The organism is Azorhizobium caulinodans ORS 571 (genome assembly GCF_000010525.1).
Taxonomy (GTDB): Bacteria; Pseudomonadota; Alphaproteobacteria; order Rhizobiales; family Xanthobacteraceae; genus Azorhizobium; species Azorhizobium caulinodans.
The window spans coordinates 596,958-617,298 of record NC_009937.1; the positions used below are offsets into that span (position 1 = coordinate 596,958).

The following is a 20,341-nucleotide window of genomic DNA, read 5'->3' on the forward strand; positions in this document are numbered from 1 at the left end:
CATATAATCGCATATGATCCGACCCCGTGCCATGGACGTGCTGAGCTATTCCGACACCCGCGCCAACCTCAAAGAGGTGATGGACCGGGTGGTGGAGGACCATGCGCCGGTAGTCATCACCCGCCAGAAGGCGGAGGCGGTGGTGATGGTCTCCTTGAGTGACTGGAGCGCCATGGAGGAGACGCTGCATCTGCTCTCCTCCCCCGCCAATGCGGCGCGGCTGCGCGAAGGCGTGGCCGAGCTTGAGGCCGGTGGCGGCAGCGAACGCGACCTTGTGGTGCCGTGAAGCTGGTGTTCGCCACCCGCGCCTGGGAGGATTATCTCCATTGGGTGGATGCGGACCGCAACGTGCTGGAGCGGCTGAACGCCTTGATCGAGGAATGCCGCCGCACGCCCTTTTCCGGCACCGGCCGGCCCGAGCCGCTGAAGGGCGACCTCTCTGGCTGGTGGTCGCGGCGCATCACCTTGCAGGACCGTCTCGTCTATCGGGTCGCGGGCAAGCCGCCGCACCAGAGCCTGGAGATCGCCCAGTGCCGCTATCATTACTGAGCGCGGGCCGGGCCGCGATCATGAGGACCGCATGACCGAAGTCCTCTTCTACCATCTGGAGCGCCGGCCGCTGGAGGATGCGCTGCCGGTGCTGCTGGAGAAATCGCTGGAGCGGGGGTGGCGCTGCGTGGTGCAGGCGGGCTCGCCGGAGCGGCGCGATGCGCTCGATGCCCATCTGTGGACCTATAACGACGCATCCTTCCTGCCCCACGGCACGGACGCCCAGCCCCGCCCGGAGCGCCAGCCGGTGCTGCTGACGCTGGACGAAGCCAATCCCAATGACGCGCAGGTGCGCTTCCTCGTGGACGGGGCGCGCATTGCGGACGCCTCGCCCTATGTGCGGGTGGTGCACATGTTCGACGGGCGGGATGAGACGGCGGTGGCCGCCGCCCGCGAGCGCTGGCGCGAAGCCAAGGCCGCCGGTCACACGCTCACCTACTGGCAGCAGGACGAGAACGGGCGCTGGGTCCGCAAGGCGTGATCCGCGCCGCCCGGTTCAGAGCCCGTTTGGAAGCTGCGGGCGTGCGCTCTTTCTATGCCCAGTCTGCCCCCTCCCAACCCTCCCCCGCAAGCGGGAGAGGGCTTTCCTCGCCTGTATTTCGAGCCTATCGCTGCCGTGGCGCGACAGGCTCCCTCTCCCGCTTGCGGGGGAGGGATGGGGAGGGGGAAAAGAGGCCGTTCCTGGAGGTCCAGATGCCCGGTTCAGGCTTTGGGCTTGCGCAGGGCCTTGATGAGGCCGGTGATGAGCGGCAGCGCGACCGCCGGCAGCGCGGAATCGAGCGGGTGGCGCACCGCATAGGCCAGCGCCGAGACGTCCTGCTCGGCGGTCTTCAGTTCGCCCATGAGGGCGTCCAGCGCCGTTTTGTGGATCTCCTGCGCGAAGTCGAGATCGCGGCCCGGCTTCACCAGCGCGGCAAGGCCCACTAGCACCAGCGCCAGAAGCAGATTGAGCCCGCCGGTGGCGGCGGCGGCTTTCACCGGGCCCCAGCTCTCGCTTAAGGCGAGATAGAGCGAGGCATCCAGCATCAGCAGGCCGAAGCCGGCCACCAGCGCCGCCAGGCCATAAAGCGCAAGGCGGGTGGCGAGCGTGCGCATGCGCACCTCGGCGATGATGGAATCGGCCCGCAGGAGAACCCGGAGATTGCGGGCGGCGGCGTCGAGCTTCATGGCATGTCCCCCGGAAATGGAAGGGCGCGGGCGCGGGGCCGGCGCGGAACGTCAGCGCCAGGCGCGGCCCACCAGCAGCCCCAAGAGGAAGGCGGAGGCGAGCGCGGCGGCGGGATGGCTGGTCACGGCGTCCTCGGCCTTCTCGGTCGCCTCGTGGAGCGCCTCCTGAAGATCGCGGACGAGGGCGTGCAACTGGTCGAAGGTGGCGGTCTCGGGCTCCGCTTCCGCCGCGGCCTCCCCGGCCGCAGCCGCCGGCGCCTCGGGGGAGGGGGCCTCCACGTCCGGCGGGGGCGCTTCGGGGGCATGCGGATGCGCGGCGGCCCGGTGGCGGCGGGGCTTGGGGGCAGCGGCGGTTTCCGCGCCCGTGGCGGCCAGCTCGGCCTTCAGATCCTGGAGTTCCTTGCGGGTACGCGCGGGCATGTGTCGCTCCCGGTTGGGCCGTGAAGGGGACGGTGATCCAGTTTTCCCCATCCGCCGGCGGAGCGCCTTGCGCAGGCGCAAGCCGTCCCGGTCGCGCCCAAGCTACAAGAGCCTGAGGCAAAAGAAAAAGGCGCGGGGGATACCCGCGCCAAGTTTGACCTTCAGGGAGGACCAACAGGAAAGGAATGCTCGGCAGGCCGAACAGACCGTCACCATCGACGACGAATGTGACGTCAGGTCTCCCGAATGTCAACTAATTTGATCGAATAAATTCATGTCGAATTTCGAGGCCCGACTCGGCTAGGACGTTCGGGCGCCCCGCAGGAGCCCTCAGCCCATGTCCCGCCGCATCGGATACTTCTTTTCCGTCGTCAGCCCCTGGAGCTTCCTCGGCAACGACCGCCTTTTGAAGATCGCCGCCCGCCATGGCGCGACTGTCGAGTTCCGTCCCGTCGAACTCGGGCCCGTGTTTGCGGAAACGGGCGGCCTGCCGCTCGCCAAGCGCGCGCCGCAGCGCCAGCGCCAGAGGCTCGTGGAGCTTCAGCGCTGGCGGCTGAAGCTGGGCCTCGATTTCCACATCCAGCCCGCCCACTGGCCCTTCAATCCCGGCCTCGTGGACCGCACGGTGATCGCCGCCCTTCTGGCCGGCCATCCCGTGGAGCCGCTTCTGGCCCGCCTCTTCTCGGGCGTCTGGCAACGGCAGGAGAATCTGGCCGATCCCGCCGTCATCGTGGCGCTGGCGGATGAGGTGGGGCTGCCGGGTGCCGAACTCGTCGCCGCCGCCGATGGCGAGGCGGCGCAGCAGGCCTATCTCGCCAACCGCGAGCTGGCGCTGAAGAGCGACGTGTTCGGCGCGCCCTCTTATGTGCTGGATGGCGAGGTCTTCTGGGGCCAGGACCGTCTGGACCTGCTGGACGATGCCCTCACCTCGGGCCGTCCGCCCTTCCGGGCCTGAGGCGCGCCCCGCTTCCGCCCGCTTCCCCTGTCACCGTTGCGTCATCGCTGGACCTTAGCGGTTCGGCCTGACGCGACGATGGAGTGCAGCATGCGGCGGATGATCCTGTGTCTTGGCCTTGCCCTGATGCCGGCCGTGGCACTCGCGCAACCGGCGCCCGCGCCCGATGCCGCCATGCCGGCCCCCACAACCGCCGACACCGCCAACGGGCGCTTCACCTTCACGCCCGTCGACGGCGGCGTGCTGAAGCTCGACACCCGCACTGGCATGGCCTCCTTCTGCTCCAAGGGGACGTCCGGCTTTGCCTGCCTCGCCGTGCCGGACAGCCGCGATGCCTATGAGGCGGAGATCGCCCGGCTTCAGGCGCAGATCGACGGCAAGGGCGGTGCGACCTCTTCCGGCAACAAGCTGGAGGTGCCATTGCCTTCGCAGTCCGATCTCGACGCCGCTTATGCCTATGCGGGCAAGCTCTACCAGCGCCTGCGCGGCTTCATCGACGGGGTCGAGAACGGCAGCCGCTGATCAGGCGTCGCGCAGGAAGTCCACGATCCGCGCCCGGCCCTTGTCGGCCAGCGAGCCGACGAAGCCCATGAAGACGTGGCACCCGCCGGGAAACGCCTCAAGCCGCGCCGGGTTGCCGCTGGCGAGCCAGCGGTTGGCCATGAACAGCGTGTCGTCCAGCAGCGGATCGCGGGTGCCGACGAGGAATTGCGCCTTGGGCAGGCCCTTCAGGTCTGCCAGCAAAGGCGAGACATCCGGATGCTCGGCTTCGCCCTCCAGCCGCAGATAGTTGCGCACGAAGCGCTCGATATCGGCCGTGTTCAGCACCAGGGGCTCGGTGCCCCAGTTGCGGGCGCTGGGGGTGAGGCGCAGGTCGTAGCAGCCGGCGTGGAGGCTCGCCGCCACGAAAGGCGAGATGCCGTGCCGGTCGCGCAGCCGCAGCAGGGTGGTGACGGCGAGATGCGCGCCGGCCGATTCTCCGCCGATGAGGAAGCGGTCCGTCCCGAACAGCGACAGGCCCTCCCGCAGCAGCCAGAGGGCCGCCGCCTCGCAATCATCGGGCGCCGCCGGATAGGGCGTCTCGGGGGCGAGGGCATAGTCCACCGACACCACCACGAGGCCGGCGGCCGCCACCGCGTCATTCAGCCCGTCATTCTCCCGCGCCGAGCCGATGGTCCAGCCGCCGCCATGGAAATGCAGATAGACGCCCGTGGGTGCGCCGTCGGGCAGATAGATGCGCACCGGCACCGGGCCGCGCGGACCCTCGATGGTCTCGTTGCGGGCACGCGGGCTTTCCGGCGGCAAAGGAAAGGTGCCCTTGCCGGAGAGCCGGGCCTGCCGCACCACCGCCCAGGGCACGAGGCCGAGATCCGGCGCCCGGGAGAGCGCCTTGACGATGGCGGCATTGACCATTTTCGTGTCCGGCGCCACGGCGGCATCGGTGAACAGGTGCGGGTCGATGGAGAGAACGGTCATCGGGCTCCGGGGGCCGGGGGGCTGGAACATGCGGCCGCAAGGTGGGCATCGCGCGCCCGGCTGGCAAGCTGCCCCTTGGTCATGCGGTGGAAAGGACATGAGATGAGGCGTAGCGCGGCGGTGAGCGGGCCGGTGGATTTCCAGGCCCAGTGCGAGCTGGAGGTGCCGACGCGCGGTCCCGGCTTCATCGACATCACGCGGGAGGCCACGGCCTTCCTCTCGGAGATCGGCGCCGGGCAGGGCGTGCTTACGGTCTTCTGCCGGCACACCTCGGCGTCCCTCACCATTCAGGAGAATGCGGACCCGGACGTGCAGACGGACCTCATCACCGCGCTGAACGACCTCGCCCCGCGCAATCGCGGCTGGGTGCACACGACGGAGGGGCCGGACGACATGCCCGCCCATGTGCGCACGCTGCTCTCGGACAGCACGCTCGCCATTCCGGTCTTCGCCGGGCGGCCGCGTCTCGGCACATGGCAGGGCATCTATCTGATCGAGCACCGCGACCGCCCGCACCGGCGCCAGATCATTCTGGGCTTTCTCGGGCAGGCGGCGCGGGGCTGAGGGCGCTCAGAAGCGCAGCGAGAAGGTGCCTTTCACTGCGCTGTCCTGCACATTGCTGGCGAGTTGGCCCGTATAAGCGACGCCGAGGCGTGCATTCTGGCCGATGGCGGTGTCGAGGCCGAAGCCCAGCAACAGGCTGTCGGTGGCGATGGGCGCCCCGGAGACGGTGAAGGGCAGGCTGCCGCTGGCGAAGCTGGCGGCCACCGTCGGCACCGTATCGCCGAAGGCGTGCTGCCAGCCGATGAGGCCGTGCACGTCCACCGCCGGCAGGTTCGGCCCCGGCAGGAGGACGGCGGAGGCCCGGAGGCCGAACTGCGTCAGCGTCGTATCGAAGCTGGAGGAGGCGACCGAGAGCGCCGCCGCACCGAAGGTTTCCGTCAGGCCGTCCGTGGACAGATGCACATAGGCCAGACCCGCGAAGGGTTCGAGGCCGACGCGGCCCAGCGGCGTCTTCTCCAGCGTGAAGCCGTAGCCCAGTTCGGCGAAGACCTGTGCCGTGTCGGCGCCATAGCCGGCGGAGAGCGCATTGGCAAAGCCCGAGAAGGCGGCGCTGCGGCTCATGGCGATGTCGTGCCAGGCGTAGGCCGCACCCGCGCGCAGGTTCAGCGTTCCGGGGCCGACCGCCGCCAGCGCGCCGCCCGCATAGAGCGCCACATCATAATTGTCGCTGGTGCCGGAAGAGCCGCGCGCGTCCGTGCTGAAGGTGGACTGGCTGTAGCCGCCCGCGATGCCCGCGCGCCAGTTGGTGCCGAGCGGCAGGTCGAGGCCCATGAGGAAGCCGCCGATGGAGCGGCTGTCGCCCGCCGAATTGCCGTTGCCGCCCGCCTGTCCCCAGCCGCCATAGCCCTCGCCCCAGAGGGTGAGCGGCAGGCCCGGCACCAGCGTTGCCGTCTGCACCGCACCGGCGGCGCCGGGCGCGCCGCTCTCCTGCCGCAACCGGCCGAGCACGCCGTCGCGCACATAGAAGGACTGGTCGATGAGCAGGCTCTGGGTGCTGGCGTAGATCTCGCCCGAGAGCTGGTCATAGGCCCCGGCGGCGGTCGCCGCATTGAGGCCGAGAAGCGCGTTGAACAGCGTGCCCTGCTGCGCCAGCGTATCGAGGCCGCGGCCGGTGGCCGTCTCGTTGGCGGTGATGCCGGCGGCGGCGAAGGGCACCGTGCTGCGCACCATGTCGATGGTAAGGCCCGAGCCGGTGATGCGGCCGTTCGCCGCGAGGAAGGGATAGGCGGCAGGCAGCGCGCCGAAGTCGGGCGCCGAGACGCTGTAGGTGCCGCTCACGCCGCCACCCGCAGTGATGATCTGGTAGCTGCCGAGGCCGGGCGTATAGCCCGCATAAGGCGAGACCGCGATGCGCGTCCCATCGAGCGTGGCGCTGCCGCTCGCGAGGATGCGGTCGCTGGTGCCGGCGGGGCCGAGTTCAGCCTCGTAGACCGAGCCGCGGCGCAACTCCACATTCCCGTTCACCGCCATGGTGCCGATGGAATGGCCCGGCGCCACGGTGCCGGAGACGGCGAGCGCCCCGGTGACGATGCCGTTGCCGTTCATCGTGCCTGTGCTGATGACGATGCCGTTGATGGTGCCGTCATTGGTGAGGGTGCCGGAATTCGTCACCGTGCCGTTCACCGTGCCCGTATTGGCGAACGTGCCGGAGGACTGCACCGCGCCGGTGACGGTCTGCCAGTTGAAGACCGTGCCGGAATTGCTGACGCCCCCCACGATGGTGCCGGCATTGATCAGTGTGCCGGCGTTGGACACCGTGGCGGTGAGCGTCGCGCTGTTGGCCGCGGCCGCACCGGACAGCACCTGGAACTGCGGAGCCGTCACGTTGGCCAGGAAGCTCGCCGCCCCGCCGCTGATGGTGACGGAGGGCAGGGTGACCGTGCCGAAGAAGGAGGTGTTGCCGGGACCGGCGACAGTGAGGCCGGAAACGCCCGTCACCGCGCCTTGCAGGGTGGCGGTCCCGGTCGTCGAGAACGTGGTGGCCGACGACACATAGACCGGCAGCGTCGTCAGGAAGCCGTCCGGCACGGACAACGCGCCTGCGGTGGAGAGATAGGGCGAGAAATAGATGCCGGAGGTGTTCGGCGCCGTGGCCTTGTAGCCCGCGAAGCCGCCCACAGCGTCGAACATCAGATCGAACTGGGCGAGGGGCGAGATGCCGGTGTTCAGCGCGCCGATGACGCTGTCCCGTGAGGCCGGCGGTGCGGCGGAATTGTTGTCCGAGCCGCCCACCACATAGGAATAGCCCACATAGCTGCCCGGTCCGAGATAGACCGTGACGGCGGTTCCGGCCGGCGCGCAGGTGAACTGCTGGTTGTGATAGGTGCAGGCCGTCGAGGCGGTGCCGAGATTGCCCCACAGATAGGAAATGCCCGTGTCCACCAGCACCGGCAGCGCCGTCGTGGCGGGCGAGCCGCCGTTGGGCGTGACGATGAGCGTGCCGGGGGGCGTGGTCCAGTTGGCGGAGGCCTGCCCGGTCGAGGGCTGGAGCTGGATCAGCGCATAGCCCTGCCCCGCATTGGCGGCGGTGAGGCCGGCCTGGATGCCGGTGGCGGTGACGATGTAGCCGGAGCGGACCGTGCCCTCGTCCATGCCGGTGAGGTGCAGCAGCGGATTGGTGTTGAGGGACGGCTGATAGCCCGTCCAGCCATTGTCCGGCCGGCCGTAGCCGATGCCCATCATGAAATAGCAGCCGGTGCCCGCGACCGTGCAGTCCTTGGTGCCGTTGTTGGCGGATTGCTCGATGAAGACCGGCACCGAGGCGGAGGCGGTGGTGGGGTTGCCGTTCTGGTCTTTCGCGCCCGGAAAGCTCACCGTCATGGTGGTCCAGATGCCGGTCGCGTTGTTGCCGCTGGACGAATAGACGATGGTTCCCTGCTTGCCGGTGAAGGTCTGGTTGCCGAACAGATATTGCGGAATGACGATGCCCTGGGAGCCGGTGTCCACCTGCACCTGCGTCGTCTGTCCGCCGACGGTGACGTTCACCATCAACTGGGCCTGCGGTCCGCCGAACACCGGCGTGTTGGCATAAGGGATGCTGTAGGACGTGCTGTAGCCGCTGTAGAGCGACCAGCCGGCCGGTGGGGATTGCGGGCTCCCGCTGCCGGGCTTGGCGACGATCAGGGTTGGTGCGGTGGCGATTGTGGTGCCAAAGCCGGTGACGGGTGTCATCGTGCCTGTCGCGATCGGCGCCTGAGACGTGATTACGGTGCCGACACCCGAGGCGCCCGTCGAAGAGATACTGCCGGACACAATGCCTGCAGAACTTCCGATGATGGTCGATAGATCGAGAGGAATGGCGCTGGTCTGCCGAGAGGCCGTAGCAAAGAAGATCGCTCCAGCCGCTTCAAAGGTCTGTGCGCCCGCGATCGCCGTGCCGGCTATCAGAAAGGCCAGCGTTCCCACGGCCCTGCCTATCCGTGCCCGCGCGCGCGACGCGCGATCCTTCCGCCCCGCCATCTTGCCCCCACCGCTGGCGAATGACATGAATTAAATGTATTCTAATCGGAGTCAGAAAGAGGTTTCTTGGATTTTAACGCCCAGTTTTCTGGATTTTTGCGAGATCCACGCGCTCCTATTTCGATAAGGTATTCTCTCGTTTCTTTTTTTGTGCATCCAATGATGTTGGATAATTCAGTTATGGAGCGCCAATCGCTATCTCGTTCCAATTCTTCCAACAGAAGCTTTTTGACATTGTCGTCGAACTCGGGGAATTCAGCCTTACGCTTCAGGTGGTCTCCAACCCATAGCGCTGCTATGGAGCCCGCAGCTCCAACAATTGCTCCCAAAATAGGTGTTATTGATCCCCACATCCCATCGCTCATGGCTACCTCCTTCCACTTCGTATCATAGACCTGAGATATGGGTGAGCCTTGACGCGACCTGCCCCGCCCCTTATAGGAGCGCCTTCCTGATCCTGCGGGTTCAAGCCAGCGGTCGCAGAACGCGGCCGGGCCACGAGCGCGCGAACAAGCAATAAAGGACTTCTGCCATGTCTCGGCGGTGCGACCTGACCGGCAAGGCGGTTCTGACCGGCCACCTCGTGAGCCACTCGAACCGCAAGACCAAGCGCCGGTTCCTCCCGAACCTCTGCAACGTCACGCTCCAGAGCGACGTCCTGCAGCGCTCGATCCGCGTGCGCATCAGCGCCAATGCGCTGAAGTCGGTGGACCACCGTGGTGGCCTCGATGCCTTCCTGCTGAAGGCCCGCGACGAAGAGCTGGCCCCGCGCGTGCTCGAGCTGAAGCGCCAGATCGTCAAGGCGCAGGCCGAGGCTCCGGCCGCCGCCTGAGCCCCGCCTTGGGTCTCTTCGCGCAAGCTGTGAAATCTGAACCGCGGGCGTTCGCGCTCGCGGTTTTTGCCATGTGCGCGGCGGTGCTCACCGCCAACGTGCTGGTGCAGTTTCCCTTCACCCCCTTCGGGCTGGAGGATTACCTCACCTATGGCGCCTTCACCTATCCGGTGACCTTCCTCATCAATGACCTGACGAACCGCCGCCTCGGCGTTCAGCGGACCCGTCTCGTCATCTATGTGGGGTTCGCGCTGGCGGTGCTGCTGTCCATCCTCTTCGCCACCCCGCGCATCGCGCTCGCCTCGGGCAGCGCCTTCCTGGTGGCTCAGCTCATGGACGCCACCGTCTTCAACCGCCTGCGCCGCCGCGCCTGGTGGATGCCCCCGGCCATGGCGGGTTTCGTCTCCAGCGCCATCGATACGGTGGTCTTCTTCTCGCTCGCCTTCGCCGGCACCGGCCTGCCCTGGACCTCCTGGGCGCTGTGCGACTATGCGGTGAAGCTGGCGATGATCCTTGTATTCCTCGGCCCCTACAAGGCGCTCATAGCCCGTATGCCCATGTGGCAGCAGCCTGCAACGGCCTGAGTCGCAGCGGGCTCCGGCGGCCGTTCAGGTCTGGTCGCGTAACAGGCGGCGGATGACCTTGCCGGTGGTGGTGAGCGGCAGTTCGTCCATGAAGACGATCTCGCGCGGATATTCGTAGGCCGCAAGGCGCGTGCGCACGAAGTCCTGGATCTCCTTCACCAGCTCCGGCCCCGGCTTGTAGCCCGGCCGCAGCACCAGCACGGCCTTCACGATCTCCGTGCGCACCGGGTCCGGCTTGCCGACCACAGCAGCGATCTGTACGGCGGGATGGCGCAGCAGGCAGTCCTCGATCTCGCTCGGGCCGATGCGATAGCCCGATGAGGTGATGACGTCGTCGTCCCGCCCCTGGAAATGGATGTAGCCGTCCGCATCGAGCCGTGCGAGGTCGCCGGTCACGAACAGGTCGCCCAGATACTTGCGGGCGGTCGCCTCCGGCTGGTTCCAGTAGCGCAGGAACATCACCGGGTCCGGCGCGCGGATGGCGATCTGCCCCATCTCGCCGATGTCGCAGAGGCTGCCGTCGGTGCGGATGATGCGCACGTCATGGCCGGGAATCGCCTTGCCCGTGGCGCCCGCGCGGGCGACACCGAGGCGGGCGTTGGAGCCGATGACATAATTGCATTCGGTCTGGCCGTAGAATTCGTTCACGGCGACCCCCAGCGCTGCGCGGCCCCATTCGAAGGTCTCCGCACCCAGCGCCTCGCCCGCCGTGCCCACGGTGCGCAGGTTGAAGCCGAAGCGTTCCTTCGGCTTCTCCACGGCGCGCATCATCTTGAGCGCGGTTGGTGGGATGAAGACATTGCGCACGCCCGCCGTCTTCATGAGGCGAAAGGCCGATTCCGGGTCGAACCGGCCGGGCGGCTGCACCACCACGGGCACGCCATGGGCGAGCGCCGACAGGACGGTATTGAGCAGGCCGCCGGCCCAGGCCCAGTCGGAGGGCGTCCACATGCGGTCGCCGGGGGCGGGCATGGAATCGTGGGTGAAGTGCTGTCCCGTCACATGGCCGATCAGCACCCGGTGGCCGTGCAGGGCGCCCTTGGGCGCGCCGGTGGTGCCGGAGGTGTAGATCATCAGCGCCGGATCGTCGGGCCCCGTGATGATGCCGGGAGCGGTGGCGCTGGCGCGCGACACGAGATCGTCGAAGCCCTCGATGCCGGGGGCGGGGCCGTCACGGGAGACGATGAGGTCGAGCCACTCCGGCCGTTCGGCGAGCTTGGCGAGACCAGCGGCGTCGGCCACCAGAGCCCGCGCGCCGGAATCGTTCAGGCGGAAGGTGAGGGCCTCGACGCCGAAGGCAGAGGCCAGCGGCACGGCGATGGCGCCGAGCTTGTAGACCGCAAGGTGGGTGACCAGCACCTCGATGCTCTGCGGCAGCAGGATCGCCACCCGGTCGCCGCGCGTGATGCCCTTGGCGGCAAGCGCATTTGCGAAGCGGTTGGAGGCTTCCGCGAGGTGGCCGTAGCTCACCGGCACGAAGTCCGCGCCCTGCGGCACATAGAGCGCGGGGCGAGAGGGATCGCGCGCCGCCCAGCCGTCGCAGGCGTGGGTGGCCATGTTGTAGCGGGCGGGGATGCGCCACTGGAAGGCAGCGCGCAGCCGGTCGAAATCGCCGAGGTTCGCGAGCATCCCAAGTGATTAAGCCTTGGGCAGCCAAACTTCCAGTGCGTCTGCGAAAAAAATGCCGCAGTGCGGTATCTGCCGCTCCGGCAGGCGGAGCGGCGCCTCAGCTTTGGGCGGCGGGGGCAGGATGGCGCGTCAGCGCGCGTCCGGCGTCGCCAGCACGAGCGCCCAGTAGACCTTGTACTTGGACTTGGGATTGAAGGCGGTGGCGATGCCCATGCGGGTCACGCCCTGCGCCAGCATGTTCTTGTTGTGGGGCGGGCTGTCGCGCCAGCCGGAGAAGGCCTCGGCCAGCGTGTGATAGCCGGCGCCCACATTCTCCACCGCCACCTTGGGCTTGTAGCCGGACGCGTTCATGCGCTGCACGAAGGTGCGTCCGCCCACTTCATGGGAGAGGGTGTCGGCGCGGGCCATGGCATTGGCCTGATCCTGCGCCACCTGGTTCAGCGCTGGGTCGATGGTGACCGGGTTGAGGCCCTTGCCCGTCCGATAGTCGGAGATGATGGAGGCGGCGGCCTCCGCATTCACCGGCTGGCCGGTCTTGGCGAGATTCTCATAGAAGGCCGGCTGGCTCGGCTGTTCCACTTCCGTCGTGCCGCATCCGGCCAGCGCCAGCGCGCCCAGAAGGGCGAAGGGCAGGGCGCGGCGCGTCCAGCGGGAAGACGTGAGGGCGCGGGCGCCCGCGAAGGGGGAAAGACCGAGATCGCTCATGGGGCCTCTATGCGCCCGGAGGGTTGAGGAAGGGTTATCGCAGGCGGGGCCGGCTCAGCCGGTGGAATCGCTGATGGAGCCGCCGCCCTTGACGGGTGTGGAGGGCTTGGCTTCCACCGCCGGCGGCTCCGGATCTGCGTCCACATGCGGCGGCACGAGGTCGGCCGGGGCGCGGCTCAGCGCCGCCCAGGGCTGGCTGGTCATCACGATGTCGTGCTTGCGGAAGCGCCGCAGGATGGAGAAGTGGAGGTCGCTCTTCACGGTGAGCGAATAGTCCACGTTCGCCACCACACAGCGCAGCTCGAAGACGATTCCGGTGTCGGCGAACTTGGTGATGAAGACCCGCGGCGGCGGCGTCTGGAGCACCTGCGGATGGTCGCAGGCGCAGGCGACCAGAATGTCCCGCACCTCTTCCACGTCCGCGTCATAGGCGATGTTCACCGCCACGATGACGCGCCCGGTGGTGTTGGAGTGCGTCCAGTTCTTCACCATGCCGGTGATGAGGTCCGAGTTCGGGACGATGACGGTCGCCCGCTCGAATGTCTCGATCTCGGTGGAACGCACGCTGATGCGCCGCACATAGCCTTCCTCGCCCTTCACATTAATGGTGTCGCCCACGCGGATGGGGCGCTCTGTGAGAAGGATGAGGCCGGACACGAAGTTGGAGATGATGGATTGGAGGCCGAAACCGATACCGACCGAGAGGGCACCGGCGACGAGGGCGATGTTCTGGAGGTTGAGCCCGATCTCGCCCGCCGCCACCATGATGGCGATGATGGTGCCCACATAGCCGATGATGGTGGAGATGGAGGTCTGGAGACTGGCCTCGATGCCGGTGCCCGGCAGCAGTTTCGTCGCCATCCACTTCTGCAGGCCGCGGGCGAGCAGTACGCCGATGATGAGCAGCGTCACCGCATAGACCACGTTCCAGAGCGTGATCGTGGTGTTGCCGATGTGGATGCCGAAGGTGACGCGCTCGACGGTCTCCTGGATGTCCGCCGAGGAGGTGCCCCAGCTTCCCGCCATCAGCAGCAGCGCGACGATGAACAGGCACAGCTTCAGCAGGCCGGAGACGAGGGTCGCGATGACCTCAAGGCTCTTGGGCCGCAGGCCGAGGGTCTTGGAGAAGACCCGCGCCCGGTGGGTTTCCGCCGAGAGGCCCTCGCCGAAGAAGGCGTCAATCAGCGCATAGATGATGTAGAGCGCGCTGAGGACGACCGCCGCCACCAGCATGCGGGAGGCCACGAAGACCGCGAAGCTCACATAGCCGGCGACCAGCGAGGCCACGAGCACGGCGATGATGAGCCAGAGCAGCGTGCGGATCCACGGCGCGCCGTTGAGGTCGAGGTTGCCGGAGGGCGTGCCGCCGCTCTCGGCGAGGGCGGTGTCGCGTGCCTCTTCCTCCTCGGCGATGCGCCCGATGCGCACCAGCATCAGGGCGGTGAAGGCGCTGATGAAGATGACGATGATGCCGGAGACGAGGACGGTGAGGGCCACCGGCGTGAACAGGGCGCGGTTGAGCGCATTCACGAAGGAGCCGATGGCGAGCGTGGTCACCGACCAGGAGAAGAAGCGGAAGATGGTGGCCGCCGCCGTGTCGGACAGCGGAGGCAGGCGCCGCCAGGGCTGGCTCGGCGCCAGGACGGCGCGGGCGACCGCGCGGCCGAGCGCATAGATGAAGATGGCCACCATGAGCCCGCGCAGGATTTCCTCGACGCGGGCCGGCACGACCTCGAAGCCGCTGGCGAAATTGACGGCGGCGAGCGCCGCCAGCGGGCCGACGAGGCTTTCGAAGACGGCGGTCTTCACCGCCTCGCGGGAGGCGCGCAGGCGCGGCATCCGCTCGCCGTCCGCCGGCGCGTGGCTGCTGAGGCGCCGCCGCAGAAGCCGACCAAGGAAGACGATGAGCCCCACGATGAGGGCCATGCCGGCACCGATCGCGATGAGCGTCAGCGTGTCCTGCCGCTGGCGGGCGTAGCCGTAGGAATCGCTCACCAGCAACGACATGCTGCGGAGCGCGGAGCGCACCGCCGCCATGCCGGTGCCCCACAGGCTGGGGTCCACGATGGAGATGGACCGCTCGAAGAGCTGGCCGGTGAACAATTCCCGCCGCCGGGTGCTGATGCGGTCTGAGAGCTGGTCGGCGCGCGCGGCGAGGGCACGGTTCTGCTTCACCAGCGCGTCGATGTCGGTGGAGAGCACCTTCAGCCGCTCGCGGTCCGCGGTCACATTGGGATCTTCGGGCGCCGCACCGGCCGCCGGCACCGGGCCGAGTTCGTCGAGACGGGTCTTCACGTCGGTGGCGCGCGGGCCGAGCATTTCGGAACGCGCCTGCATCTCGCGGCGGACCGGATCGAGGCGGGAGCGCAGCTCATCGAGATCGGGCGCCCGCAGGCCGTCCACGCCCAGCGAGGCCTCGACGGCATCGAGCACGGAGCGGTTGGCTTCCAGCTTCTCGCGGGCGGTGGCGAGCGCGGGATCGGCAGGAGGGGCGGCCCAGACGCTCTGGCCGGCGACGAGCGCCAGCATCAAGGTCAGCAGAACCGCGATCCGCACCAAAGCGCGCTGCATCAGGACTGTCTCCGGGGCTGAGAGGCCAGATCGGCGCGGGACTGCGCCGCTTCACTTTGCGCCCGCAGCATTGGGAGCGGCCCGCAAAAAGCAAGTGCCGCGATCCGTTAGGGGTTGAAGGCGGCAGCCTCGTGGCAGGGAAAAAGCCATTGACGGCGGCTGCCGCCCGCGCGAGGCAAGGGCAGTTCCCGCCCCACGTGCGACCGTGACCGAGGCCTTCCGTGACCGACGCTGCCGCTTCCACCGCCGTTTCCGACCAAGCGCTTGCCTTCGCCAAGGCCCTGATTCAGGCCCCGTCCGTGACGCCCGACGCCGGGCAGGCGCTGGACGTGGTGGCCGATGCGCTGAAGGCGGCGGGCTACCATGTGGAACGGCTGGTCTTCTCTACGGCCGGCGTGCCGGTGGACAATCTCTATGCCCGCATCGGCACGGCCTCGCCCAATCTCTGCTTCGCCGGCCATGTGGACGTGGTGCCGCCGGGCGATGCGGCGTCCTGGCGGCATGGCCCCTTCTCCGGCGCGGTGGAGGACGGCGTGCTCTACGGGCGCGGGGCTGTGGACATGAAGGGGGCGGTGGCGGCCTTCCTCGCGGCGGCGCTGGCTTATGGCGCGCCGGCGCAGGGCAGCCTCTCCTTCCTCATCACCGGCGATGAGGAAGGCCCCTCCATCGACGGCACCGCCAAGGTCGTGGACTGGCTCGCCGCCAAGGGCGAAGTCATCGACCACTGCATCGTGGGCGAGCCCACCAATCCCAATGCGCTGGGCGATATGGTGAAGATCGGCCGGCGCGGCAGCCTCTCCGGCCTCATCACCGTGGAGGGCCGGCAGGGCCACGTGGCCTATCCGCACCTCGCCGACAATCCGGTGCCGCGCCTCGTGCGGCTCCTGACAGCGCTGACGGCGGCGCCGCTCGACAACGGCTCCGCGCATTTTCCACCCTCGAACCTCGAGGTCATCAGCGTGGACGTGGGCAACACCGCCTACAACGTCATTCCCGGTGCCGCGACCGCCAAGTTCAACGTGCGCTACAATGACCTCTACAGCCTCGAAAGCCTCATGGCGGAGATCGCCCGGCGACTCGACACGGCGGGAGAGCCCTATGTCCTGACCTTCCGCGACGGGGCGAGCGAGAGCTTCCTCACCGCGCCGGGCCCGTTCGTGGAGACGGTGCTGGACGCGGTGGCGGACGTGACCGGGCAGCGGCCGCAGATGTCCACCACCGGTGGCACGTCGGATGCGCGCTTCATCAAGTCGCTGTGCCCGGTGGTTGAATTCGGCCTCGTCGGGCAGACCATGCACATGGTGAACGAGGCGACCCCCGTCGCCGATCTCACCGCCTTGACCGCCATCTATGAGCGGCTGATCGCGCGCTATTTCGCCACCTTCGCGGCTTGAGACAAGAAGGAGAACATTATGGCCGAGGAGACCTCCGGGCACCTGTCCGTCGATGGCATCGAGATCGCCACCCGCCGCGTTCCGGGGCAGGGGCCGGGCGTCATCTGGCTGGGCGGCTTCCGCTCCGACATGACCGGCACCAAGGCGCAGGCGCTGGCCGATTGGGCCGGCGAGCGGGGCCATGAATATCTGCGCTTCGATTATTCCGGCCATGGCGCCTCGGGCGGGGCCTTCGAGGACGGCACCATCTCCCGCTGGGCCAAGGAGGCGCGCGCCGTCTTCGACAGCACGGACGGCCCGCAGGTGCTCGTCGGCTCCTCCATGGGCGGCTGGATCGCCTTGCTGCTGGCGCGCGCGCTGGCGGCCGAGGGGGTGAAGCGGCTCGCCGCCCTCGTCCTCATCGCCCCGGCACCGGATTTCACCGAGGCCCTCATGTGGGCCACCTTCCCGGAGGCGGTGAAGGAAGAGATCATGGCCAAGGGCCGCTTCGAGCGCCCGACGCAATATGACGGCGGGCCCTATGTCATCACCCGCGCGCTGATCGAGGACGGGCGGCACAATCTGGTGCTCGGCGCGCCTTTCTCGGTGGGCTGCCCGGTGCGCATCCTCCAAGGCGCGCAGGACGCGGACGTGCCGTGGCGCCACGCGATGCATCTCGTTACCTGCCTTGCGGAGGACGACGTGGTGTTCTCGCTGATCAAGGACGGCGACCACCGCCTCTCCCGCCCGCAGGACATCGATCGCCTGCGCCGCGTGCTCGACATGCTGATGAACGAGCTGAAGGGCTGAAGATATAGGGGAATAGCGGCGAACGCCGCTCCCAGACCTTGCAATCAAGGGAGAGGGCATTACCCCCCTCCCCGCCCCTCCCCCGCAAGGGGGGAGGGGGTTATGGCGCTCAAGCGGAACGGCCCCTCCCGGCACACGGGAAAACCCTCCCCCCTTGCGGGGGAGGGCAGGGAGGGGGGTACGACGGTCTGAGTTCCTTGCAACCTCCTGGCGAGGTGCGCCGTCGACTACTGGGCAGCTTCCTCTTGCCAGCCACGTCGCGAAGCAGCCCCCTCAGATCCGCACCACCGTGCGGCCGCGGACCTTGCCGGCGAGGATGTCGTCGGCGAGACCGAGCACGTCCTCCAGAGCCACTTCCTGCGTCAGCCCGTCGAGATCGGCGGGGGTCAGTTCGCGGGCGAGGCGCGCCCAGGCGTCCTGCCGGCGGGCCATGGGCGCGTCGACCGAATTGACGCCCAGCAGGCAGACGCCGCGCAGGATGAAGGGAAGGACCGTTGTGGGCAGGTCCGTGCCGCCCGCAAGGCCGCAGGCGGCGACCGCACCCTCCGCCTTGGTCGCGGCGATGGCATTGGCGAGGATGGTGCCGCCCACCGTATCGACGACACCCGCCCAACGCTCCGACTGCATCGGCTTGCCGGGCGCCTGAAGCACCGCGCGATCAAGGATTTCCGAAGCGCCGAGACCGGTCAGGAAGCCGGCCTCCTCCGGCCGGCCGGTGAGCGCCACCACACGGTAGCCGAGCCGCGAGAGCAGCCGCACCGCGATGCTGCCGACGCCGCCGGCCGCACCCGTCACCAGAACCTCGCCACCGGTCTCGATGCCGTGGCGTTCCAGCGCCATCACGCACAGCATGGCGGTGAAGCCGGCGGTGCCGATGGCCATGGCCTGCCGGGGGCTCATGCCCTCGGGCAGCTTCACCAGCCATTCGGACCTGGCCCGAGCCCGCGCGGAGAAGCCGCCGGACCAGGTTTCGCCCACGCCCCAGCCGGTGAGGATCACCTGATCGCCGGGCTTGAATTCTGGGCTGTCGCTGGTGCGGACGGTGCCGGCAAAATCGATGCCCGGTGCCATGGGGAAGGTGCGCAGGATGCGTCCCAGCCCCTTCAGCGCGAGGCCGTCCTTGTAGTTCAGCGTGGACCAGGCCACATCCACGGTGACGTCGGCGGCGGGCAGCAGGCTCTCGTCCGCCTGCTCCAGCGCCACGCTCTGGCCGCCCTCGGCCTTGCGGGCGACGATGGCCTTGAAGGTATCGGTGCTCATGGCGTGCTCCGCTCTCAACCGGCCTTGAACTCGGCCGCCAGCGCTTCCGTCTGGCGCACCAGCAAGGCGAGGTCGATATCCACGGCGGTGAAGACGCTGCCGGCCGCCATGTAGCGGCGGGCGAGCGTCCGGTCGGCGGTGAGGATGCCGGGCCGGTTGCCGGCGGCGACGATGCGGCGGAGCGTCTCCTCGATGAGCTTCACCATTTCCGGTGCGCCCTGTCCGTCGAGAAAGCCGAGGCTGGCGGAGAGATCACCGGGGCCGATAAAGACGCCGTCGATGCCTTCCACCGCACAGATGGCTTCCAGATTGTCGAGCGCCTGCGCGCTCTCCACCTGAACGAGCACGCAGGTCTCGTCATGGGCCTGCTTGAAATAGTCCTTCACCCGGCCGAAGCGGGTGGCGCGGCTCATGCCGGCAAAGCCCCGGATACCCTCCGGCGGATAGCGGGTGGCGGCCACGGCGGCGTGGGCTTCCTCCGCCGTCTGCACCATGGGCATGAGCAGGCTCTGGGCGCCGGCGTCGAGCGCCCGCTTGATGGCCACGGGATCGTTCGAGGGCACGCGCACCACGGGGCTGGCGCTGCCGCCCGCCGCCGCCTGGAGCTGGGCGAAGATTTCGGGAATGTCGGCGGGAGCGTGCTCGGTGTCGAGCAGCAGCCAGTCGAAGCCGGAGCCGGCCAGCACTTCCACCGTGAACGGGCTCGGGATCGAGCACCAGAGGCCGATCTGCTGACGGCCGGCGTGGATGGCGCGCTTGAAGGCGTTCCGCGGCATCGCTTCCTGAGGCATGGCGTTTCCTGATTTGTTGCCGGAGACGGGCCAGTGATGGCCCGCGGGCCGCACGGACGGCGGCGGCCCATTCTTGAGCGCGCGGCGCTCAAGGGGAAGGGGCAAAACCGGGAGGCGGCGGGATGAAACGCCGCGCGGAGCCCTCAGCGCGTGGTGGCGGAATAGGGATCGGCCGTGCCGAGCTCGCGCCAGCGCACGCGCTCCTCGGTCAGCACGCGGGAGAGCTGCCGGGAGCCGGCGGCCACCACTTCCGCGCCGATGGCCTGCATGGCCGTGACGACGGTGCGATCAAGCAGCGCGGTCTTCAGACCGTTCTCCAGCGCCGCCCGGACATCCTCCTTCAGCCCGGCGGGCGCCACCACGGCCTGCCAGGTGAAGACGTTCATCTCCGGCGCGCCGAGTTCGGCAAAGGTCGGCACGCCGGGGAGGCGGGGGGAGCGCTCGTCGCCGGTAATGGCGAGCGCACGCACAAGGGCGCGGTCGATATCGTCGGCGGAGATGGAGGCCTCCTGGAACGAGGCCTGCACCTGACCCTTCAGCAGGGCCGCCTCGACCGCGCCGCCGCCGCCCAGATAGGTGATGTTGCGCGGCATCCGGGCGCGCCGGAACATCTCGGCGGCCAGCAGATCATTGATGGAGCCCTTGGCGGAGGCGCCGAACACGAGGTCCGGCTTCGCCCGGATTTCCGCTTCCAGTTCGGAGAGGGAACGGGCCTCGACCGCAGGCTGCACCACCAGCACCGTCGGCATTCGGATGGCCAGCAGCACCGGATCGAGATCGCGTTCGGGCACGAAGCCGAGATTGGGCAGGGTGGTTGGGTCGAACAGCAGCAGCGTACTAGGGGCGACCATCAGCGTGTAGCCGTCCGCCGGGGCGGCAACCACGTAGCGGGCGCCCTCGCCCCCCATGTCGCCCGGCATGAGGCGGATGTTCACCGGAACGCCGAAGGCGCGGGACAAGGGGGGAGCGAGAAGCTCGGCCAGCCGTTCGCTCATGCCGCCGGCAGGGCGGGGCACCACGAGCGTGATCGCGCGCTTGGGAAAATCCTGCGCCCGCACCGCCGTCTCGCCCAAGCGGACATCGAGCCCGGCCCAGAGGAGGAGGCCGAGCAGCAGGCACGCGGAGATGCGACGCAAATGCCCGGCCATGGGACACCCGTTGCGTTTTGGCCTCGCCGAGGCCGTTCCCTTTCCACG

At 68.5% G+C, this 20,341-nt stretch carries 20 protein-coding genes and 1 pseudogene; 10 read left to right on the forward strand and 11 right to left on the reverse strand.

What is annotated here, in order from left to right; genetic code table 11:
• The first annotated feature begins 13 nt into the window (after positions 1–13).
• The 3 genes from AZC_RS02730 to AZC_RS02740 are packed head-to-tail and all read left to right on the forward strand — an operon-like array spanning position 14 to position 1,030.
• Positions 14–286, forward strand: a complete 273-nt coding sequence (locus AZC_RS02730) for a type II toxin-antitoxin system Phd/YefM family antitoxin (protein WP_012169069.1) — start codon at positions 14–16, stop codon at positions 284–286.
• A complete protein-coding gene (locus AZC_RS02735; RefSeq protein WP_012169070.1) occupies positions 283–549 on the forward strand; it encodes a Txe/YoeB family addiction module toxin in 267 nt (88 codons plus the stop codon). The genes AZC_RS02730 and AZC_RS02735 overlap by 4 nt, the downstream gene beginning before the upstream one ends.
• A 31-nt stretch (positions 550–580) precedes the next feature.
• Positions 581–1,030, forward strand: a complete 450-nt coding sequence (locus tag AZC_RS02740; RefSeq protein ID WP_012169071.1) for a DNA polymerase III subunit chi — start codon at positions 581–583, stop codon at positions 1,028–1,030.
• Positions 1,031–1,251: 221 nt separating this feature from the next.
• On the opposite strand, the gene AZC_RS02745 is transcribed toward AZC_RS02740, so the two are convergent.
• Entirely contained in the window at positions 1,252–1,716 is a 465-nt protein-coding gene (locus tag AZC_RS02745; protein WP_012169072.1) for a hypothetical protein, read from the reverse strand.
• A 51-nt stretch (positions 1,717–1,767) separates the two neighbouring features.
• Positions 1,768–2,136, reverse strand: a complete 369-nt coding sequence (locus AZC_RS02750) for a hypothetical protein (RefSeq protein WP_043878820.1) — start codon at positions 2,134–2,136, stop codon at positions 1,768–1,770.
• 337 nt (positions 2,137–2,473) lie between these two features.
• Here AZC_RS02750 and AZC_RS02755 point away from each other — a divergent pair, with 337 nt between their 5' ends.
• Complete coding sequence (locus tag AZC_RS02755) at positions 2,474–3,091, forward strand: 2-hydroxychromene-2-carboxylate isomerase (RefSeq protein ID WP_012169074.1); 618 nt, start codon at positions 2,474–2,476, stop codon at positions 3,089–3,091.
• A 90-nt stretch (positions 3,092–3,181) separates the two neighbouring features.
• A complete protein-coding gene (locus AZC_RS02760) occupies positions 3,182–3,613 on the forward strand; it encodes a hypothetical protein (protein ID WP_244421781.1) in 432 nt (143 codons plus the stop codon).
• Here AZC_RS02760 and AZC_RS02765 read toward each other — a convergent pair whose 3' ends face one another.
• The gene (locus tag AZC_RS02765; RefSeq protein ID WP_043878821.1) at positions 3,614–4,567 is read right to left on the reverse strand and encodes an alpha/beta hydrolase fold domain-containing protein; all 954 of its coding nucleotides are present in this window, start codon (positions 4,565–4,567) and stop codon (positions 3,614–3,616) included.
• Between the two features lie 102 nt (positions 4,568–4,669).
• Here AZC_RS02765 and AZC_RS02770 point away from each other — a divergent pair, with 102 nt between their 5' ends.
• Positions 4,670–5,131 (forward strand): secondary thiamine-phosphate synthase enzyme YjbQ, encoded by a 462-nt coding sequence (locus AZC_RS02770; RefSeq protein ID WP_043878822.1) that lies wholly within the window; start codon positions 4,670–4,672, stop codon positions 5,129–5,131.
• A 6-nt stretch (positions 5,132–5,137) separates the two neighbouring features.
• Here AZC_RS02770 and AZC_RS02775 read toward each other — a convergent pair whose 3' ends face one another.
• A complete protein-coding gene (locus AZC_RS02775; protein WP_043878823.1) occupies positions 5,138–8,302 on the reverse strand; it encodes an autotransporter outer membrane beta-barrel domain-containing protein in 3,165 nt (1,054 codons plus the stop codon).
• 329 nt (positions 8,303–8,631) lie between these two features.
• A complete protein-coding gene (locus AZC_RS25365; RefSeq protein ID WP_148209786.1) occupies positions 8,632–8,955 on the reverse strand; it encodes a hypothetical protein in 324 nt (107 codons plus the stop codon).
• Between the two features lie 167 nt (positions 8,956–9,122).
• Between AZC_RS25365 and rpmB the strand changes: the two genes are divergently transcribed.
• Together rpmB and AZC_RS02785 are read left to right on the forward strand one after the other, a co-directional pair.
• Entirely contained in the window at positions 9,123–9,422 is a 300-nt protein-coding gene (gene rpmB, locus AZC_RS02780; RefSeq protein ID WP_012169078.1) for a 50S ribosomal protein L28, read from the forward strand.
• Positions 9,423–9,493: 71 nt separating this feature from the next.
• Positions 9,494–10,019, forward strand: a pseudogene (locus AZC_RS02785) (queuosine precursor transporter); the annotation flags it as partial.
• A gap of 11 nt (positions 10,020–10,030) precedes the next feature.
• Here AZC_RS02785 and AZC_RS02790 read toward each other — a convergent pair.
• The 3 genes from AZC_RS02790 to AZC_RS02800 all read right to left on the reverse strand — a co-directional run bounded on the left by AZC_RS02790 (position 10,031) and on the right by AZC_RS02800 (position 14,911).
• Positions 10,031–11,635, reverse strand: a complete 1,605-nt coding sequence (locus AZC_RS02790; RefSeq protein ID WP_012169080.1) for an AMP-binding protein — start codon at positions 11,633–11,635, stop codon at positions 10,031–10,033.
• A gap of 129 nt (positions 11,636–11,764) precedes the next feature.
• Positions 11,765–12,340, reverse strand: coding sequence for a CAP domain-containing protein (locus tag AZC_RS02795; RefSeq protein WP_012169081.1), 576 nt, complete (start codon positions 12,338–12,340; stop codon positions 11,765–11,767).
• 54 nt (positions 12,341–12,394) lie between these two features.
• Complete coding sequence (locus AZC_RS02800) at positions 12,395–14,911, reverse strand: DUF3772 domain-containing protein (protein WP_012169082.1); 2,517 nt, start codon at positions 14,909–14,911, stop codon at positions 12,395–12,397.
• Positions 14,912–15,132: 221 nt separating this feature from the next.
• Here AZC_RS02800 and dapE point away from each other — a divergent pair, with 221 nt between their 5' ends.
• Complete coding sequence (dapE, locus tag AZC_RS02805; RefSeq protein ID WP_012169083.1) at positions 15,133–16,305, forward strand: succinyl-diaminopimelate desuccinylase; 1,173 nt, start codon at positions 15,133–15,135, stop codon at positions 16,303–16,305.
• 18 nt (positions 16,306–16,323) lie between these two features.
• Positions 16,324–17,094 carry an alpha/beta hydrolase gene (locus tag AZC_RS02810; protein WP_012169084.1) on the forward strand — a complete coding sequence of 257 codons (771 nt, stop codon included), beginning with the start codon at positions 16,324–16,326 and terminating at the stop codon, positions 17,092–17,094.
• 273 nt (positions 17,095–17,367) lie between these two features.
• Here the strand turns inward: AZC_RS02810 and AZC_RS02815 are convergent, their stop codons facing one another.
• The 3 genes from AZC_RS02815 to AZC_RS02825 all read right to left on the reverse strand — a co-directional run bounded on the left by AZC_RS02815 (position 17,368) and on the right by AZC_RS02825 (position 20,293).
• The gene (locus AZC_RS02815; RefSeq protein ID WP_043878824.1) at positions 17,368–18,354 is read right to left on the reverse strand and encodes an MDR family oxidoreductase; all 987 of its coding nucleotides are present in this window, start codon (positions 18,352–18,354) and stop codon (positions 17,368–17,370) included.
• A 14-nt stretch (positions 18,355–18,368) separates the two neighbouring features.
• Complete coding sequence (locus AZC_RS02820) at positions 18,369–19,145, reverse strand: HpcH/HpaI aldolase family protein (RefSeq protein WP_244421782.1); 777 nt, start codon at positions 19,143–19,145, stop codon at positions 18,369–18,371.
• Between the two features lie 143 nt (positions 19,146–19,288).
• Complete coding sequence (locus tag AZC_RS02825; RefSeq protein ID WP_043878825.1) at positions 19,289–20,293, reverse strand: tripartite tricarboxylate transporter substrate binding protein; 1,005 nt, start codon at positions 20,291–20,293, stop codon at positions 19,289–19,291.
• Positions 20,294–20,341: the final 48 nt, after the last annotated feature.

Excerpts from the sequence above, each read along its gene's own strand:
- AZC_RS02760 (WP_244421781.1), top strand. The coding sequence starts at position 3,182 with ATGCGGCGGATGATCCTGTGTCTTGGCCTTGCCCTGATGCCGGCCGTG.
- AZC_RS02775 (WP_043878823.1), bottom strand. The coding sequence starts at position 8,302 with ATGACACCCGTCACCGGCTTTGGCACCACAATCGCCACCGCACCAACC.
- AZC_RS02795 (WP_012169081.1), bottom strand. The coding sequence starts at position 12,340 with ATGAGCGATCTCGGTCTTTCCCCCTTCGCGGGCGCCCGCGCCCTCACG.
- AZC_RS02800 (WP_012169082.1), bottom strand. The coding sequence starts at position 14,911 with ATGCAGCGCGCTTTGGTGCGGATCGCGGTTCTGCTGACCTTGATGCTG.
- AZC_RS02825 (WP_043878825.1), bottom strand. The coding sequence starts at position 20,293 with ATGGCCGGGCATTTGCGTCGCATCTCCGCGTGCCTGCTGCTCGGCCTC.
- AZC_RS02755 (WP_012169074.1), top strand. The coding sequence starts at position 2,474 with ATGTCCCGCCGCATCGGATACTTCTTTTCCGTCGTCAGCCCCTGGAGC.
- AZC_RS02790 (WP_012169080.1), bottom strand. The coding sequence starts at position 11,635 with ATGCTCGCGAACCTCGGCGATTTCGACCGGCTGCGCGCTGCCTTCCAG.
- AZC_RS02745 (WP_012169072.1), bottom strand. The coding sequence starts at position 1,716 with ATGAAGCTCGACGCCGCCGCCCGCAATCTCCGGGTTCTCCTGCGGGCC.
- AZC_RS02730 (WP_012169069.1), top strand. The coding sequence starts at position 14 with ATGATCCGACCCCGTGCCATGGACGTGCTGAGCTATTCCGACACCCGC.
- AZC_RS02765 (WP_043878821.1), bottom strand. The coding sequence starts at position 4,567 with ATGACCGTTCTCTCCATCGACCCGCACCTGTTCACCGATGCCGCCGTG.
- AZC_RS02820 (WP_244421782.1), bottom strand. The coding sequence starts at position 19,145 with ATGCCTCAGGAAGCGATGCCGCGGAACGCCTTCAAGCGCGCCATCCAC.
- rpmB (WP_012169078.1), top strand. The coding sequence starts at position 9,123 with ATGTCTCGGCGGTGCGACCTGACCGGCAAGGCGGTTCTGACCGGCCAC.
- AZC_RS02810 (WP_012169084.1), top strand. The coding sequence starts at position 16,324 with ATGGCCGAGGAGACCTCCGGGCACCTGTCCGTCGATGGCATCGAGATC.
- AZC_RS02815 (WP_043878824.1), bottom strand. The coding sequence starts at position 18,354 with ATGAGCACCGATACCTTCAAGGCCATCGTCGCCCGCAAGGCCGAGGGC.
- AZC_RS02740 (WP_012169071.1), top strand. The coding sequence starts at position 581 with ATGACCGAAGTCCTCTTCTACCATCTGGAGCGCCGGCCGCTGGAGGAT.
- AZC_RS02770 (WP_043878822.1), top strand. The coding sequence starts at position 4,670 with ATGAGGCGTAGCGCGGCGGTGAGCGGGCCGGTGGATTTCCAGGCCCAG.
- AZC_RS25365 (WP_148209786.1), bottom strand. The coding sequence starts at position 8,955 with ATGAGCGATGGGATGTGGGGATCAATAACACCTATTTTGGGAGCAATT.
- AZC_RS02750 (WP_043878820.1), bottom strand. The coding sequence starts at position 2,136 with ATGCCCGCGCGTACCCGCAAGGAACTCCAGGATCTGAAGGCCGAGCTG.